General features: G+C 45.4%; 11 protein-coding genes. 4 read left to right on the forward strand and 7 right to left on the reverse strand.

What is annotated here, in order from left to right; translation table 11 throughout:
- The first annotated feature begins 125 nt into the window (after positions 1-125).
- The 4 genes from NWE73_RS01715 (at position 126) to NWE73_RS01730 (ending at position 6,222) form a co-directional block, all read left to right on the forward strand.
- The gene (locus tag NWE73_RS01715) at positions 126-2,345 is read left to right on the forward strand and encodes a Tad domain-containing protein (protein WP_277576540.1); all 2,220 of its coding nucleotides are present in this window, start codon (positions 126-128) and stop codon (positions 2,343-2,345) included.
- Positions 2,346-2,429: 84 nt separating this feature from the next.
- The gene (locus tag NWE73_RS01720; protein ID WP_277576541.1) at positions 2,430-3,902 is read left to right on the forward strand and encodes a hypothetical protein; all 1,473 of its coding nucleotides are present in this window, start codon (positions 2,430-2,432) and stop codon (positions 3,900-3,902) included.
- A gap of 10 nt (positions 3,903-3,912) precedes the next feature.
- Positions 3,913-4,893 carry a hypothetical protein gene (locus tag NWE73_RS01725; RefSeq protein ID WP_277576542.1) on the forward strand — a complete coding sequence of 327 codons (981 nt, stop codon included), beginning with the start codon at positions 3,913-3,915 and terminating at the stop codon, positions 4,891-4,893.
- Positions 4,894-5,025: 132 nt separating this feature from the next.
- Positions 5,026-6,222: an exo-beta-N-acetylmuramidase NamZ family protein gene (locus NWE73_RS01730; RefSeq protein ID WP_277576543.1), complete on the forward strand. Its 1,197-nt coding sequence runs from the start codon at positions 5,026-5,028 to the stop codon at positions 6,220-6,222.
- A 30-nt stretch (positions 6,223-6,252) separates the two neighbouring features.
- Here the strand turns inward: NWE73_RS01730 and NWE73_RS01735 are convergent, their stop codons facing one another.
- From NWE73_RS01735 to NWE73_RS01765, 7 genes are all read right to left on the reverse strand, one after another.
- Positions 6,253-7,239 (reverse strand): sugar phosphate nucleotidyltransferase, encoded by a 987-nt coding sequence (locus NWE73_RS01735; RefSeq protein ID WP_277577282.1) that lies wholly within the window; start codon positions 7,237-7,239, stop codon positions 6,253-6,255.
- Between the two features lie 5 nt (positions 7,240-7,244).
- On the reverse strand, positions 7,245-8,279 hold the full coding sequence (locus tag NWE73_RS01740) for an aminoglycoside phosphotransferase family protein (RefSeq protein ID WP_277576544.1): 1,035 nt from the start codon (positions 8,277-8,279) through the stop codon (positions 7,245-7,247).
- Positions 8,280-8,303: 24 nt separating this feature from the next.
- Positions 8,304-9,173 (reverse strand): hypothetical protein, encoded by an 870-nt coding sequence (locus tag NWE73_RS01745; RefSeq protein ID WP_277576545.1) that lies wholly within the window; start codon positions 9,171-9,173, stop codon positions 8,304-8,306.
- 334 nt (positions 9,174-9,507) lie between these two features.
- Positions 9,508-11,064: a sigma 54-interacting transcriptional regulator gene (locus NWE73_RS01750; RefSeq protein WP_277576546.1), complete on the reverse strand. Its 1,557-nt coding sequence runs from the start codon at positions 11,062-11,064 to the stop codon at positions 9,508-9,510.
- 299 nt (positions 11,065-11,363) lie between these two features.
- A complete protein-coding gene (locus NWE73_RS01755) occupies positions 11,364-13,082 on the reverse strand; it encodes an ABC transporter ATP-binding protein (RefSeq protein WP_277576547.1) in 1,719 nt (572 codons plus the stop codon).
- A gap of 9 nt (positions 13,083-13,091) precedes the next feature.
- Positions 13,092-16,070, reverse strand: coding sequence for an excinuclease ABC subunit UvrA (uvrA, locus tag NWE73_RS01760; protein ID WP_277576548.1), 2,979 nt, complete (start codon positions 16,068-16,070; stop codon positions 13,092-13,094).
- Between the two features lie 8 nt (positions 16,071-16,078).
- A complete protein-coding gene (locus NWE73_RS01765) occupies positions 16,079-18,766 on the reverse strand; it encodes a penicillin-binding protein 1A (RefSeq protein WP_277576549.1) in 2,688 nt (895 codons plus the stop codon).
- Between the last annotated feature and the right edge of the window lie 43 nt (positions 18,767-18,809).

An 18,809-nucleotide genomic window follows, 5' to 3' on the forward strand; every position in this document is an offset into this window, starting at 1 on the left:
TAGAACAGTCAAAGTTTTCGAGGTCGAGGTGATTTTCACTTTTGCTTCGCCAAGAGCAAGGGTCTTGCCTCTGGGGACTCTATGCGCGACAATGTTTACACACAAATGCACTTTGATTGAGGCTCATGCTTAAGAACAACCACAGTACTTTCATTTTGAGTTTGAAAAGTCGCAAGGGCCAAGTTGCTCTATTCGTGGCGTTGATTTTTCAAATTCTGTTTTTGTTCTTCGCAATGGTCATCAATGTCGGTCTTTTGGTTCATCATAAAATCAACCTGCAGAATTCCGTGGATCTTGCGGCATACTATGGGGCCGCGAAACAGGCAGAGAATCTGAACGCGATCGGACATATGAATTATCAGATTCGTCAAAGCTGGAAGTTGTTGGCTTGGCGGTATCGGATGTTGGGGAGTGGCGGTGAGTTCGAGTACCACCCGTTTAAAAAGCCAAATCCGCCTCACTTGGATGAGTCCCAAGCGTATGAAGGTATTGCGAATGAAAACACAGATCCAATTCGCAATGGATTTCAAGAGGCTCCAGCATTTTGTATTACTTATATTCCCTTTAAACCTATGCCAAAGGATGAAAACACCTGCAAGTACATGGCCTCAAGAAGCGGTGTGAAACTTTTCCGACCACCAAAGCATTTTGGTTTTTTGCAAGTTACGGCGACAGTAACATCGATTTCCAATCGACTTCTGGATCGAGCTCAAGAGCGATGTCGCGCATTCGGTTCATATAACTATCTTATGCTGGGGAAGTTTGTCGTTGCATATAACGCCGATCAACGCGATCGCATGATTGTGATTAACGAACTTTCCAGAACAATGAGCTCTAGTGTCGAAGATTTTTATGACCTGGATGGAGAAAGTGTTAGCACCGGAGTAAAGAATACTTTTCAAAATAATCTGACAGCACCGAATCGAAGCGCGGTTACTTCTTTCAAAATGCATAATTCGTTGGGCGACCCCAAGTGTGGCGTTACTGGCAACAGTGACCGCCCGGTTAAGTGGTTGAGTCCTATAAAAATTTATCCCGGATTTTCCTATATCGATACAAAGTGTGATCGTCAGCGAATCGATACTGTTGGCAAAGAGTTCAATGCATCCAGAGATGAAGACGATAAGGGTGTACCTATTCACTACAAAGATGGAACTGTTGATCCAAGTCTTGCGAGCGGTATCAATGAACTCCTTCCTTACATTGGGTATCGCTCAAACTTAGTTGATACTTATAATTTTTCTTTGGGTGTTGAAAAGAACCCTTGGTGCATGGCCTATGTAGGAGTTTCTGCGGAGACTCAGCCAGTGATTCCATTTTCTCCATTTGGTAAAGTTACTTTGAAAGCGCGTTCCTTCGTTAAGCCATTTGGTGGGCGGATTGGTCCTTGGTATTCAGATCGGTGGAGTCGCCGCGACATGGACGCTCAGAATTCAGATGGTAATAATAGAACAGATGACTTGATCCCACCTCGTGTTTCGGATCTTGCCAGTTTGACGACGGGAATGGCTGATCCAAAAGTTTTAAAATGGCGTGCAGCAAATTATAGTCGGTATGTTGGCGATCCTTACGGATTGAAGTCAGCAATGATGATTGGTAATTATGGAAAAAGTATTTATGAATTGGATCCGGCCTGGGCTCCACTTCCTCAGGGCAACAGTCCCAATGCAGACATGGGATCAAACGTAGATATTTACAATGGATCCAATCCTCCGAACTTTGCTGATTGGGACGCATTGCCTTTTAACTACGCGCAAACCACTGGCGACATTCTTGCTTGGGCAAAGGATCAACCATCAAAGATGCGACTTCTTGAAATGTCAGCCGTGGCTCCCAATGCATTTGACATCGCATATTATTCGATTGAGCCAGACTTCTATCACAACTATTTCACCAGAATGCGGGATGGATTCATTAGGAAGGTCGGCTCTTCAGTCGCAAAAAGTTTCAGACCCGATATTGGCTATCATAAAGGTTTTAGAGTTGGTGCTTATAACTTCGATGAGTTTTCTGTAAAAGATCAAATTGCGGAAGTCGGGGGGATTGTTGAATCAATGCTACCGATTAAAAGTAAATTTACTTACTCGGTGTTAAATTGGAAGAATTTATTGACGGGTTGGGGAAGTAAAAACCTCAAAGACTACTCTCTCAATCCGGGAACCTTCGGCAATTGCACATCGGAGCCTGTTGGCGGAGTCCCGAATCCAGGTAATTGCGTGGTTGGCGGGTCTACAGGGTATTCGGTGAAGATGGTGTCTTCTGACTACTTAAGTTCAGAGTTGCAGCTTGGCGGCGAGAATACGGGTAAAGGAAAGATCTTAAACTTACCACCGAGCGACTTTTAATCTAACCGTCTCATTCTGATACAAATCTAAATAATTTTAAGATTGTCTGACTTTTGTCCGAAAAGCAGGACATAGGGGAATCTTATGAAAAAGTTAGGTGTGTGTTTACTCACTGCTTTTATTTTTGGTGTGTTTGCGACATCACCGTATGCTTTTGGTGACGAATCCGCCACAAAGGCACCCGTAACAGATAAGTCTGATATTCAGAGCGCACGTGAAGCCGCTGATGGCGGCTATGACAAAGAGGCAGGTGACGTTAAAGCAATGCTTGCTGAAATCAACCAATTGGCGGTGAGCATTACTGAAGCGCAGGCGCAGATTCCAAGAGCTGCAATTAAAAAGGCTCTAGGTCATGCAGGATATTACAGTATGTATCACGGTACGTGTACTTCTACCCAATCCACAGCGGGCGATATTTGCCGTGAGAGAACCAGTCCCCAGCTTCAAAATACGTTGAACTCCATTAATACTGTGGCGAGTATGATTACCGGTGTAGCGGTTAAGGATTCATGCAGTACTTTTGCGAAAATTGCTAAACTTGGTCAGATGGGATTAACTGCTTACACTGCTGCATGTTCAGCTGCTCGAGCTGCATGTGAGGCCTCTTGTTCTACAGTTAAATCAAATTTAGACTCGTTAATTAATTCAAAGATAGAAACATTTTCTACATGTATTCCTCAAGGGCTTAACGCCGATTTAATAGCAAACAAGGTTTTGTGCGAAAAATATTCTGCTCAAGTAAATTCTTTGATTTCAAAAATTAACCCAATTCTAACATCGGACGCAAAAAAAGAAGATGTGAAATCTGTTGCTATGAAGAATATTGCTTGCACATATGACTATGCAAATATGATCGTCTCTGCGGGAACTGGTATCGCATCGATGATCGCCGGACTTAAGCAAGGTCAAAGTTGCGATGAGGAATCCAATGGTACAGCGGGAACGACTGCGGCTGCGGATTTGCGAGCGACTTGTGAAAAAGCTGAGAATGCACAGATGCCAGAGTGTCTGTGCTTAGCGAATCCACGTCTTCCTGGCTGCGCGAATGCTTTGCAAAAAGCAGGTGACTCGTCCACTTCAAACTTCTCTGCGTTATCTTCACCAAATGCTGGCGCGGGATCAGATAGATCCGGAGCAGGTTTAGATCTTTCTGGCGGCGATTCAGGTCGGGATCCGGCAAGTGATTTTAATAAGTCTGCAGATTCCGCCGGTGGCGTTGGTGCACCAACAGGAGGTGGCGCTGGTTTCGGCGGCAGTGGTGGTGGCTTCGGTGGCGGTGGAGCTGCAGGAGCTGGTGGATCTGACAAGAAAGGTTTGAATGCCAATATTCTTGGCGGATCTAGTGGCGGCGGTGGTGGAGGTGGAAGTTGGGGATCCGGCGGTTCTTCTTCTGACTCCAAACTTCGCCCTTATCTTCCAGGTGGAGAAAAAGACCCAAATAAAATGGCGGGTCAGCAGAATTGGACCAAAGAAGTTACAGGTCAAGGTGGCAAGTCGAACTGGGAAAAAGTTCGTGACCGTTATCGCGATAACAACTCGACACTGTTAAATAACTAAAGGGCGCATTATGAAAAAGCAAATCACTTCCGGTGTTATTACTTTAAGTTTAATATTTTCGCCCTTGTTAGCTTATTCGGCAACGGGTGTTGAGGATGGGAAAACTGTTTCAGGTACCAGAGATAATCAACCAAGCGTAAAAGATGGTGCAGATAAATCCAAGAGTGGAAATGGTTTTGCTCAGGCCGTAAATATGGTAACTGGGGGCGCTCAAGTAGTTATGGGCGGTGTGATGATTCAGCAAGGCTTTGCATCTACTCCAGCCACTAATTGGTCGTTAGTTGCCATGGGTACGATGGTACTCAGTATGGGGCTTACAAATTTAGCTCAAGGTAAAGATCACGGTGGCGCTGCTGGTTCGGCTGGAGTTACAGGATTTCAAACGGACGGCTTTGGGGGGCTTACGGAGACCGGCAACACAAATGATCCTTATGTGAATGCCGCGACTAAAGATCCAAACTATAAAGCCATCGGATCCACATTAAAAACTCTTGAAGCTCAAGGTGTCTATAATCCAAAAACCGGTGCTTTTAAAATTGGGGATAAAACCTACAAGTCTTCTGACTTTAGCTCAGCTGGAGCTATGGCCGCAGCAGGCTTTCCGAAAGGGATGATCGACGGCGCGATGGCGGCAAATGCAGAAGCGGAAAGGAAAGCCCTCGCGAAACTTGAGAAAGTTAAAATTGGTGCTTCAACTGCAGCCAATGGCTACGAAGAAGGTGGCGGCGGAGGCGGTGGCGCTCCGGTTGGTGATGGCAGTGGGGGAATGGATGATGGTTCTGGTGCCTATGCAGGTGCGGGCGGTGCTGGTCATGGAAAAACAGGCCTTGAGCGCGATCCTTCAAGTCTTGCCGGCATGTCGAAGAACTATAATGGCGAACCTATCGGGGTTGCTGCTGACAGTATTTTCTTGATGATGAGTCGTCGTTATAAAGTCAAAGAAAGCCAAGAATCATTCTTTGGTCCTGCTGACTTGGCTTTGCAAAAGTAATTTTCTTGAGTTGGTGGCACAGCTCCGGTGAAGCCGGAGTGTAGCTGCCAAATCTCCCTCCAATCCAAAATAGAAAAAGATACCCAAGATTCAATTTCTCGTTAGACTAATGAGGAAAAGGAATCTGTTGTTATGAAGTTGGGTGTTGAAGTTCTATTGAGTGATGTGAAGCGTTTAAAATCTCTTAAGGGCAAACGTGTGGGTTTGATTTGTCATCCGGCCAGCGTTGATGCGGAACTTAAGCACAGCCTCGATCTTCTTTCCAAAAAAATTAAATTGTCTTGTGCCTTCGGTCCTCAGCACGGTGTGCGTGGTGATAAACAAGATAACATGATCGAGAGCCCAAACTTCATTGATCCCGTCCATCAGATTCCTATCTTCAGTCTTTACGGCGAAGTTCGTCGTCCCACTGCAGAGATGATGTCACACTTTGATGTTCTGCTTTTTGATCTTCAAGATTTGGGTTGCCGAATCTATACGTTTATCACGACGTTATTGTATGTGATGGAAGAGTGCGCGAAGACTCAAAAGAAAATCATCATTCTTGATCGTCCTAATCCAGCGGGTCGCGTGATCGAAGGATTCCGTATGCGCCCAGGTTGGGAATCTTTTGTCGGAGCAGCTCCGATTCCAATGCGACATGGTCTGACAGTCGGTGAGTTGGCGTTGTACTTCAAAGATTTCTATCAGCTCGATCTTGAACTTGATGTTGTTAAGATGAAAGGCTATGCGCCTAATAAGGCTCCGGGTTTTGGCTGGGATGTGAAAAGACCTTGGGTGAATCCATCTCCGAATGCGGCTTCCTTGAACATGGCTCGTGCTTATCCAGGAACGGTACTGATCGAAGGAACCACACTTTCAGAGGGGCGCGGAACGACCCGAGCATTGGAAGTAATCGGGGCCTCTGATTTGGATTACACAAAGATTTTGGCAGAGATGAAAAAGAAAGCACCGCAGTGGCATAAAGGCGTGATTTTGCGCGAATGCTATTTCGAGCCGACTTTCCATAAGCATCAAGGCAAACTTTGTCATGGCTTCCAGTTCCATACAGACTGCGAGTCCTACAACCACGCGCAGTTTAAGCCCTTCCGATTAGTGGCTTTGATGTTGAAAGTGATCCGTGAACTTTATCCTGATTATCCAATTTATCGTGATTTCGCTTACGAGTATGTTCACAACAAACTTGCTTTTGATGTCATTAATGGCGGACCTGAATTGAAAAACTGGATTGAGAAGAAGAATGCCAAGCCAGCGGACCTAGATAAAGAACTTCTAAAAGACGAGAAGTCTTGGGCTAAAGAGAGCAAAAAATATTTGCTCTACAAATAACCCTTACTCCGGCGAAACCGGAGTGCTGACCTATATCAGCAGAACATTTTCAGCTTGAGTGCCGGGGGGGATTTGAACTCCCTCGCCAATCACAACGTTCTTTAAGTTGCAATTTTCAGGAAGGCGACTTCCTTCCGCGCAGCAGACGAACCCTTGAAATTTAGATTCAGTATTGATGCTGGCCTCGTTTGAGAAGTGCAGGTGAGCGCCTTCCAAACTTTGAGAAATCATTTTTGAATTCGCATATCTGTCGAAGACACGTTCAAGAGCCGTTTTTTCAGGAGAGGCCAGGGGATTCAGAAGGAAGCTGATGCATTTTTCTGAAGCCTCCAGGAAATCTGTGGGATTGCCTGTTTCAAACCAAGTTGCTTCAAAAGGGAAGCATTGAACGGACTCACCATTGGCAATCGCGGCGGCCATCACATCATAAAGAATGTTTGAAGCTCCTGTTGTCGGAATGTACTGGAAGATTCTTTCGGAAAGAATCTGTACTCCGATGAAATGCCAGGCTTTCTTTGTGCCATCAATTGCTGTCTTGCCGAAGCCTTTGACTTGATTGGCTCCATCAACCCACACACCACCAAATTGAGTTCCCACTCCGTGATGTTCCATAACCATCAATGTTGCGATCGCGCCAGAGGCCTTATGTTGAGCGACAGCTTTTTTGACGACATCTGAATCTGTCGGAAGAATGACTTCATCTGAATTCATCATGATAAAATCACCACCGCCGCTGAAATGCGCTCGTGCTTTACCAAGACCGCCACCATTGCCAAGGATTTCACCGACCTCATTAGAAAAATGCAACTCTTTAGCGTTGTGGGGAATTCTGTGGAAAAGACTGTGGATTTTTTCAGGAAGATGGAAAGTATTAACGACCAGTTTGTTGATTGGCAGATCGTTCAAAAAACCCAGTGAGTGTGAAGCCAAAGGTAAGTTTAAAAACGGAATGGCGGGCTTTGGCAAAGTCAAAGTGTAGGGGCGAAGGCGTGTGCCCTCACCCGCAGCAAGCAACATCACATTCATAGAGATTCGTACTTTCTTTCAAGAGCGCCAGAATCGATCAGCACATCACCGAAAACTTTGTATTCCGGGAATTCATTGATGGCCTTCATGACTCGGCGAAGAGTTCCTGAAAGATACTTAAGGTAACGTTTGTCTTCACGCTGGTGATAGAAGCTTGCGAAACTGCCGCAGGCCTTGAAGCAACGTTGAATAGACTGAAGTTCATAAATGCGATCAAAATGTTCACGCGAGAAGTCTTTGGGCAAATAAGGTTTAGACTGCTCAAGATAGTAATTGATCAAACTTTTTGCCATGGAGTCGTTCATGTCGACGTACGAATCACGCATCAAGCTGACTAGGTCATACTGAATAGGACCAAGGCGCGCATCTTGGAAATCGATCACGACCATTTGGTCCAATTTCAACATCAAGTTGCGTGAATGATAGTCGCGGTGTGCAATGCGTTTCGGTTCTGCGTGAAGCTTTGAGCAGATATCCAGAAAGATGTCTGAGATCTCTTTGTTACGTTGCTCGCTGAATGGGAACTTCAAAACTCCAGAAAGCAGATTGTCTTTTCCGTAGTTCATTTCCCACAAAAACTTTTCAGTATCGAATTGAATCTTAAAGGCTGTGCAGTCGGATTTATCCAGGGTTGCCGGGTGATGGATCTTAACGATCTCATCAATCGCCATTTTGTAGAAGTCCATGGAGGACTCTTGATTTTGGCTTTCCCAGAATTTTCTTTCCAAAGTGTAGTCGCCAAGGTCTTCAAGAAGAACAAGTCCTTCTTGCGGACTCATGGAGACAACTTGAGGAACGTGTACGCCATTTTTTGCAAAATGATTCAGGACACTCAGGAATGGATAGTTATTTGGATCAAAAGGCTCCCAGCGCATGAGCACCCAGGATTGATTGTCCAAAACGACGCGGTAATAGCGACGATTCGAAGCATCTCCTGCAAGGGAAAAAACTTTGTAGGCATTTGAGCCTAGGGAGCGATCTAAGAAAGGAACTAAAAATTCATCATGAGTGACCATAAGAAAAATTCTCACAGACACTCATGGGATTTTCAAGTTTTATGCGTCTATCGGGCCATCTTTCATAAAGAACAGCTCGAGAACTTCTTTGAGTCCTTGAGTCGTCAATGGAGCGCGATCGACCTCAAAGCAGTTTACAGAAAGTTCGTCGATCAAACCTGCAGACAATGTTTCGACAGTTTCAAGCTCTCCGGCGTTCATTTTCGAGCTGGTGATGATCAAAGGTTCATCGGCAGAACGCTCTTCTGCAAGGTATTCCATCAATAGTTCTTGTTCGGCAGCATTCAAAGTTTCAACGTTTTCGATAAAGATCGTCATTCCACCCAATTTTGCAATGTCATAGGATGAGTGAAGTTGTCCTTTGATGTCATTGAAAGGAACAAAAGCCCAACGGCCGGTCATTTCATGTAGAAGTAGAGCCACTTTTTTGTTGGTGGTTTCCGTGCGTCCCTCTAAATGAATAAGGTTTGAAATCAAATCGAAACTTAGACCTTTGGCGAGGTCCGTATCTTCTTTGATGAGATCATCTATTGAGGGCATTTCTTCCGCGAACAAATGCACGTTATCCAGATTTAGGTTCGCTTTGCTGATTTCAGCAAGATTGGCTTCGCGTTGATCGAGATACCACTTGTACATCGCTGGTTCCAAAACCATGCGAATTAACTGAGTCACCCCTTGGCGTTTTTCCTGATTCAAGTCGTCTGCAGAAGGAACAACGGCGGTCCCCAAAAGCGCGCCGTTGACCTTGATAGGAACATGCAAATCACGCCCCCGCGTGTAAGCATCTTCTTCTGATTGAAGCTCTGAAAGATCCATCAACTGACGAATCTGTAAACCCTTCCCATAGCGGTTTGATAAAATCTGCTTCAAGCGATTCACGAATGAACTATCTAACGTTGAGTTCTGCATAGACCACGTATCCCCTTACTCTCGAAAGCCTATTATACAAAGGCAATGCCAAGACTTCGCAGTATTAAGATTCCTTAGAGGTTTCATGTAGATAGTGGGGCTTGGTGTCTAATAAAGTAGCGATTCGGAGGGGCTCAAAATCCCACCAATTTTAGTTCAACAAGGTAATTAATTTAGGGTAGGCGCCCCGAAAGGTCACCGCATCCAGGGCAGCCTTCGACACGGTGAGTGAAGCAAAAGGTGCCTGGCACCTTTTGCGGATTCGAGGGTGAAAAAAGAAAAAACCCACAATTCTGCTGAACTGTGGGTTTTTAAATTTAGTTTTTTGGGCTGATTAACGAGCTAGTTTGCGTTTATCAAGGCCGTATTTCTCAACCTTCATAATCAAACCAGCGCGACTGATGCCAAGTTCTTTCGCAAGTTTGGATTTATTCCAACCTGTGCGGCGTAGACCCTCGCGGATCATCTCGCGTTCAAGATCTTCCAAGGCGTCTTTCAACTTACCTTGCAAACGAGAACCTTGAACCTTGTTCTTTTCGCCAGCTTCCAAAACTTTTGGAGAAAGAAGTTCCGCCATCAATTTTGTTTCTTCGCCAGAAAGAACACAAAGTCTTTCGATTTCATTTTGCAATTCACGCACGTTACCTGGCCATGGATAGTCATACAACTTTTCCAAAGCACGTTTCGTCAACTGGCGTTTTGGTCCGCCTTGTTGTTCGTGAATTTTATTAAGGAAGAAATCCGTCAAGAAAGGAATGTCTTCTTTTCTTTCTCTAAGTGGTGGCACGCGAATGTTGATAACATTCAAGCGATAGTACAAGTCCTCACGGAACGTACCTTGCTCAACCATCTCCTTCAAATTTCTATTCGTCGCCGCCACGATACGTACGTCAACTTTTCTGGATTCAGTTGCGCCCACTGGCATGAAAGTGCCTTCTTGCAATACACGAAGAAGCTTAACTTGCATTTGTGGTGATGTATCACCGATCTCATCCAGGAAGAATGTTCCTTTGTCGGCCATTTCGAAAAGACCTTTTTTGTCTTTCAAAGCGCCGGTGAAAGAACCCTTCATGTGACCGAATAGTTCTGATTCTAAAAGATTATCATTGAAGGCAGAACAGTTCTGAATGATGAATGGCTTGTCTTTGCGGTTGGAGTTGTAGTGGATCGATTTCGCGATCAACTCTTTACCTGTACCGTTTTCCCCTTGTACAAGCACTGTAGAATCAGCGCCTTTGATTTTGTCCATCAAAGCGTACAAAGATTGCATTGGTTTAGATTTACCGATCATGTTGTCGTATTTAAATCTGTTACCCAACTCTTTATTAAGCTCTTTAATGCGATCTTCACGTGAAGAGATTTCCAAGTGAAGAGTCACGATCTCCTGAGCCACCAGTTCACAAATCTCAGTGAAGTGAGTGCGGTCTTGATCATCAAGGAACTTCAATTTGCCCAAGCATTTTTCGATCACTTCGCCAGACATGCCAAAAGCAGCCAGACGGTCGCGGATCTCTTGCAAGCGGGAAGTGAAGTTTGAATCGCGGAAGAAGCCCATCGCAACAACAGTACCCACGCAATCATTTTCAATCATGATTGGGAACACGCCGACGTCAAAACCAACCATATCCCATTTACGGATGCTGAAACGGTTTTGTGAAGTGCGAAGATCATCCAAAGATTTAGATACAAGTTCAGCAATGCTTGATTGACCAGCTTCTTTGTTTACAAGAGCTGCGATAGCTGGATTATTGAAACCCGCTTTATCAGAGTCATAGCCCTTAAGCATTCCACGCTCATCAGTGAATACCACATCGATATTCCACCAAGCGCTGAGGATATGTTTGAGCTTCTTGATCACGTGTATGTGTTCAAACTCATCCCAATTAATCATAGTTCCGTCCCTTCAAGTTTTGACTGTAAAAAAGTGTCGAATCTTTTATCGTCAACTAACTAGACGAACTTTAGCTTTGCTGTCTAAAAATCATGCAAACCCCGACTTTTAAATTAATGCTTAAACCAGAGTGTTTCAGCCTGAAACACTTGGGGAGGTACGGCGTACCTTTTTGAGGCTCGTAGCGTTAGATAAGTCTGGTGAGTGTCTAGTTTTAGATGGGAGACTGTCTAGAGAATGTTCTGAGGTCTCTGACTGTCAGGACGACAGTCAGAGGATTGTATAGCCGTCGGACGGTATTAACTGTGTTGCAGGCTGTGGAAACGGTGGTATTCGCCTTCGTTTTTCAGAAGTTCGTGGTGTGTGCCGATTTCTACGATTTGGCCGCCTTTAAGGACGACGATCTTGTCAGCTTTTTGGATTGTTGAAAGACGATGAGCAATAACAAGTGCTGTGCGGCCTTCCATCAAATGATCCAAACCCTTTTGAACTTCGATTTCGCTGGCAGTATCAAGAGCACTGGTTGCTTCATCAAGGATCAACAAGGGAGCATCTTTAAACATCGCACGAGCGATGCTCACGCGTTGTTTTTCGCCACCAGAAAGAAGATTCCCACGATCGCCGACGCGGCTTTGATAGCCATTTGGCATCTTCATGATGAAGTCATTTGCGTTAGCCAATGTCGCCATTTTTACGACGTCTTTTTTATCGCGTGAAAGATTTCCTGCTCCGATATTGTTCTCAATGGTGTCGCTGAATAGGAAGACGTCTTGAGTTACCAGCGCGATATTACGGCGTAGTTCTGTGAGCTCAATGTCGCGAATGTTGACGTCATCAAAAAGAATTTCACCTGAAGTGGAATCAAAGAAGCGTTCAAGAAGATTAACGATCGTTGACTTGCCGCTACCGCTTGCGCCAACCAAAGCGACGATCTCGCCGCGCTTAATTTCCAGATCAACATTTTTCAAGATCATTTCGCGACCATAAGAGAATGAAACATTCTTGTAAGTGATCTTGTTCCACTGCTGCGGGAATGGTTTGTTTTCGATACTTTCAGGGACTTCGTTTGGATCATCGAGAACGTGGAAAATACGTTTAGCCACGGCAACGACAGATTGAATGCGCACATAAGACTCTTGGAACTTCTTAATAGGAGCATTCAACATCAGCAAAGAGGCGATGAAGCCGACAAAAGTACCAGGAGTCGCACGACCCGCTTTTACTTCCCAAGTTTCATAAAGAAGCACGCCCATGACGATCGCTGAAGCCAGAATCTCTGTCACAGGGCCCATGATTTCAGTGCGCGCATGAACGATCTTACGAGTCTCAAGATATTCTTTAGACTCATTGATAAGGCGGTTGCCCATGACTTTTTCAAGATTGAAAGACTGGATGATGCGAACACCGTCGATGCTTTCTTTGATTGTCGAAGTCATCTTTTGCAGCAGTGTTTGGCCAATTGGCGTGTACTTACGCAAGCTGCGTGAAGTTGATTTCAAGAAAGCTCCAATGATTGGAACCAAAATCATCGTCGCCAAAGTCAGCTTCCAGTCGATGATCAACAAGTTGCCCAAAAGGAAGATGAAAAGAAGCGGATGAAGGAAGATATCCGCAACCATGCGAAGTCCATCTTGAATTGCGCCGATGTCATTCAAGATCAAGCTGATCAATCCACCAGAGCCCGTTGCATAGGTATTGTGGAATGAAAGATTTAGCTTCATGAATTTTTGCTGCAATTTTTGACGAAGCGCTTGAGTGATACACTCTGCTACATAGTTCATAAGATAAATATGGAAGTAGCGTGCAACGCCCGCGATCACTGCTAGCAACATGGCCCAAGGAACCAATTGAAGAACCAGATCGAACTCAGCTTTTGCCAGGTTGTCGAAAAGAGGTTTGATCAAAAGAGCCATTCGCGCAGACGCAGCAGCGTGAATAACTCCGGCGACAGCAACGATTACGATAGTTTTTTTGTAAGGTTTTGCTTCGCTAAGGAGTCTTTTAATTTCAGTTACCATTGACCTATCTTACCTATGACTTTCCACGTAACGCTTCAGATACTGACCGGTGAGGCTTTTTTTAGCCTTGATGATGTCATCCGGAGAGCCTTGAGCGACTATTGTTCCGCCTTTTTTACCTGCTTCAGGACCGAGGTCAATCACATAATCGGACCCACGGATCACATCCAGATTGTGCTCAACCACGACGACGCTGCCGCCAGTCTCAATAAGCTTGTTCAGAACCCTCATAAGCAGCTCTACCTCGCGGAAATGCAAGCCGGTAGTGGGTTCATCCAGGATATACAAGGTCGACTTCTGGTGGACCTGAGAAAGCTCTTTGGCGATCTTCAGACGCTGAGACTCACCACCGCTCAAAGAGTTGGCTGGCTGCCCCAAAGCGAGGTAATCCAGGCCGACTTCTTTAAGGACACTGAGAGGTTTTCGAATATTTGGATGCGCCACGAAGAAATTCATGGCCTCGCTGACGGTCATCGCAAGTATTTCGGAAACATTCTTTCCTTTGTACTGAATTTCAAGAATTTCGGGACGGTATTTTTTACTGTCACAGACATCGCAGGGAATGACGACGTTATCCATGAACATCATGTCGATCTCTTCGTAACCAGTCCCTTTACAAGCTGGGCAACGACCGCCATCGACATTCAAACTGAAGGTCCCCGGAGTGTAGCCGCGGGCTTTCGCTTCGGGCACAGTTGCCATGATGGTGCGAATTGCATCGAAAGCCTTCAAATAAGTGATCGGCGAGCTTCTCGCTGATTTCCCGATGGGCGACTGATCGATGAGCAAAACGTTTTTGATATGCTCAACCCCTTCAAGGGCCGCATATTCTTGTGATGGAATGTATTCAATATCAAGGGCGCGCGCCAGGGCTGGATACAAAGTCTTAGAAATCAAAGTTGATTTTCCGGAGCCGCTCACGCCCGTGACTGTGACCAGACGATTGAGCGGAATAATCACATCCAGATTTTTTAGATTGTGACCTTTCGCCCCTTTAAGCTCGAGCTTGACCTTGTAAGACTCAACATCCACCGGGCGAATGATTCTTAGGGGCGTTGAGCTCTTATTTAAAAGGTAAGGAACAGTGACTGATTTATCGAACTTGTAAAAATCATTGGTTGTTCCAGAGTAAACAACCTGTCCGCCGAGATAACCAGAGCCAGGTCCCATCTCAATGATGTTTTCGCTGGCCTTGATCACATCATGATCATGTTCAACGATAACCAGGGTGTTTCCCAGCTCTTTGAGGTCTTTTAGAATTGAAATCAGGCGGTCATTGTCACGAGGATGTAAGCCAACGGTCGGTTCATCCAGAACATACAAGGCTTGGGAAAGACCCATGCCCAGCTGGTTTGCCAAAATCAAACGTTGATACTCTCCACCGGAAAGTGTGCGAGTTTCGCGACCCAATGAAAGATAATGAACTCCAACACGCATGAGGAATTCGAGTCGCGCGCGAATCTGTTTCAGAACTTCATTGGCCACTTCAAGTTGATGTGGAGCCAGCTGCAGCTTTTGGAAAAATTGGTGAAGATCTTCAATCGTCATGTTTGAAAGCTGATTGATATTGGAGTTATCAATCAAAACATGATTGGCTTCGACACGCAGGCGGGCACCTTTGCATGTGGGACAAATAAATGGACTGCGGAAGCGCGAGATAAAGACGCGCACATGCATTTTATATTTAATTTGATCGAGATATTCGAACAAGCCACGCACGCCAAAGAAATCTTTATTGCCATTCCAGATCACATCACGGTGATCTTTAGGCAGTTCTTTCCAGGGAGTGTGCGTGTCGATTTTAGCTTTCTTACAATAAGCCAAAAGTTGTTTCTTTTCATGAGCAGCACTGGGCATCCAGAAGGGACTCAAGGCACCTTGGGCCAAGCTCATGTTAGGATTAGGAATAACCTTTTCCTCGTCGATATCCAGAATATTGCCGAAACCCTTGCAGGTCGGGCAGGCTCCGATCGGTGAGTTGAAGCTAAAAAGCTTCGAACTCAACGCTGGAGGGGTGTATCCACAAACAGGACAAGAAGACTCTTCGCTGATCTGAAGGCGCTGACCTTCAGTCGTCAGCACTGTGGCCTTGCGGGAAATAAAATTAGTATTGTATTTGATGCTGGCTTCGTAAGCCTGAGTCATGGAGTCAGCGATACGACCGCGTTCTTCTTCGTTGAAGCTCATGCGATCGATAACCAAATAAAAGCTTTCTTTAGGAAGACCTTTTTTAATAGCCGCAGCATCGCCGATTTCGACGACAGTGCCCATGTCTTCAGAAGTTACACCACCGACACCGGTGCCAGAGCCCATGCCAACAACAGGAGTTGGCATTTCAACTGCGGCAACTTTCTTTGTCGCTTTTTTTCCTGCCGTCTTTTTCGCCGCTTTGCTGGAGGACTTTACAGGCTCGCTGACTTTTGGAATATAAATTCTTAAGTAGCCGTCCTGCAAAAGAAGCGAGTGAAGTTTCTTTCCTTCAGCCACGCGTCCCTCGGCGCTGATTTCAACCAAAAGATAGCCACGTTTTCCAGAAAAGTTCTTAATCACCTTATCAGTCGCTTCGGTGACACTCTCTTTTTCGGTCAGGCAGTGATGAGTGGGGCAATAGGATCTGCCGATCTTTTCATAAAGCAGACGAAGGTAATCAATGATTTCAGTCGTTGTGCCCACTGTTGAGCGCGAGCTCTTGATTGTGTTCTTTTGTTCAATAGAGATAGCAGGAGGAATGTTGTTAATGCCCTCGATGTCAGGCTTTGGCGCCTTATTCAAGAATTGGCGGGCATAGTTCGACATGCTTTCGATAAAACGACGCTGACCTTCCGCAAAGAGAGTCTCAAAGGCCAAGGAGGATTTCCCTGACCCACTCGGGCCACAAATCACCGTCATAGAACCGACAGGAATTTTGACCTCGATGTTTTTGAGATTATTCTGCTTCACCCCCCAGAGGTGAATATTGTGTTCGCGGTCTTTGACGTCGTCTTTCACATGATCCTTTACTCAGAGAGATCCTGTTTGTAGAAGTCCGTAGCTTCTTCTGATTTACCAGAAGCGGCTGTCGGCTCAGTTCCTTCAACAAACGCTTGGCGAAGAATATTTTTCGTCGAAGCATTTGCCAGTTTTCCTGTTTCACTGTCGATATTCGCAAATACGATACCGTCAGGAACTGGGAAAGTCATCTGAGGAAGTCCCTCGTGAGCAGCTTTCATGTAATCTATCCAGATTGGCAATGCGGAGCGACCACCAACCTCGCCTTTGCCCAGGCTTTTCTCTTTGTCAAAACCCACCCAAACACCCGTGGCAATTTGTGGGCTGTAGCCGATGAACCATGCGTCATAGTAGTTGTTCGTCGTACCAGTTTTACCAGCCACTTCGCGACCCAAAGAACGTGCGCGAGCGCCGGTTCCTTTTTTATCTTCAATAACACCTCTTAAAAGAGATGTCATAACGAAAGCCGTTGTTGGTTTGATCAACTGATCTGCATCTTCAAAGAAGATATTCTGTGCAAGAGCAGCTTTTTTTGGTTCTTTCTTTTTGAACTCTTCAAGCTTTGCCGGATCTTTGGCAATGGCGAGGTACTCTTTTCGGCGATTTTCGAAATCGTCGTCGTAAGTTTTAAGTTCTTTCTCCATGCGCGCATCCAAAGAAATTGTTTCCATCAACGTTTTACCGTTTTTGTCTTCAACTTTGTGGATTAACAAAGGTCGTGTGCGTTTACCTAAACGACCGAGTTCAGAGAAAACTTTCGTCATTTCATATAAAGTGACGCTGCTTGATCCAAGAACCAATGTGAAGTCAGGATTTAACGGAGAATAAATTCCCAAACGATGTGCGTATTCAGTGGCCCAAGGAACGCCCACGTCTTCGATGACCTTCACGGCTGGAATATTTAGGGATTGTGAAAGTGCATTGCGAACAATGATATCACCACCGAAACTTTTTGAGTGATTCGCTGGCTTCCAAACTTTCGGATCTCCTTGACCTTCTTCATCACCACCGGAACTGTTGCCACCTTCTTCATAAACCAAGGGAGCGTCCATGATGGGAGTTGAAGGATTGTAGCCCTTGTCGAGTGCCGCCGTGTAAACGATGGACTTGAACGAAGAACCTGTTTGACGGGGAGCCTGGATAGCTCTGTTGAACTCACTTTTTCCAAAGCTGGTTCCGCCAACCATCGCAAGAACATCTTCTGATTGCTGGTCGATTGAAAGCAAGGCACCTTCAACCAGAGGCTCTTGATCCAACTCAAGATCTACGTACTTTCCAAAATCCGGCAGCTTCGCAGGAGTCACGTTTTTCTTTTTGCTTTGTCCGATGATACGAGTCGGAGAGAATTTATCGCCGACGACGCGAACCAAGATCACATCACCTTTTTTCAACGCATCAGAAGGTTTTTTGATGGTTGATAAATCATAACGTTTGTCAGAGTCCGGTTTGCGGGCCCAAGTCATGGTATCAAAATCAATCAAACCCTGAGAGTCAGGGAACTGAACATAAACCAATCCCAAAGAATCATCGATATCCTGCACGACACCCTGAACGGTGTCGCGAAGCTTGATGTAGGTAGGAAGAAGCGGGTGCTCTTTTGCTGCCTTCTCATCGCGCTTAGGTACGATGTCCGCGAATTTTCCCTCGGGCAAAATAATACGCTCGGGGGTCGAATCGCCGACTAACTTTGCGCGGGTGTCTTTGAGGAATGTTTCGACATCCTTTTGATCAGCGATATTTTTAAGCGGACCGCGATAGCCTTGGCGTTTATCAAGACTCTTGAGGCCTGCCATCACTGAATCTTGGGCTGCCAATTGCTTGGTGAGATCCAAACTTGTGTAGATGCGAAGACCTTTATCCAAAACCATGTCTTCACCAAGTTGAGCCACTAGAAGCTGGCGAACTGTTTCAAGGAAGAAGGGAGCATACTCTTCATAGTTTTCCCGCACATAAACCTTAACAGGCTCTTTGCCGGCTTTGTCAGCTTCTTCTTTGGTGATGAAACCAACATCAGCCATACGATGCAAAACGTACATTTGACGTTCTTTGGCTCTAAGAGGATTTCTGACCGGGCTGTATCCACTTGGAGCTTGTGGAAGACCTGCCAGGATGGCCATCTCAGACAAAGTTAGTTTTGAAACTGGTTTGCGATAGTAAGTTTGTGCAGCTTGTTCCACACCGTAGGCACCTTGACCAAAATAAATTTGATTCAAGTACAGGAACAGGATGTCTTGTTTGCTCAAGTTCTTTTCCATCTCAAGAGCAAGAAGGATGTCGCGCATTTTTCGAGTTAAAGTTTTCTCAGAGGAAAGAAGCAATGTCTTGGCAACCTGTTGAGTGATCGTCGATCCCCCTTGAACCGAACGACCTGCTCTTAAGTTTGCCAAAGCAGCTCTGAAAATTGCTTGAGGATTGATACCTTTATGCTGGAAGAATTGGTCATCTTCCGCCGCCAAGAAGGCATTAACCAGATTTTTAGGAATCTTTTCGTAGGGAACCAAAGTGCGACGTTCACGGAAGAATTCGCCGATCTTTTTTCCATTGCGGTCATAGACCTGACTGACCAAGAGAGGTTCATAGTCTTTGACGGTGATAAGTTGCGGTAAGCTTGACTTAACTGATTGATAAACGAGAAACAATCCGAAGATACCAATGAGGCCAAGAGCAGCAATGAACAGGATGATTTTCTTTAGCACTTGAGGGGGCTCCTTTAACAAGCCCCCATACTATCAGTGCAGA

Source organism: Bdellovibrio svalbardensis, from assembly GCF_029531655.1.
GTDB classification, from domain to species: Bacteria; Bdellovibrionota; Bdellovibrionia; order Bdellovibrionales; family Bdellovibrionaceae; genus Bdellovibrio; species Bdellovibrio svalbardensis.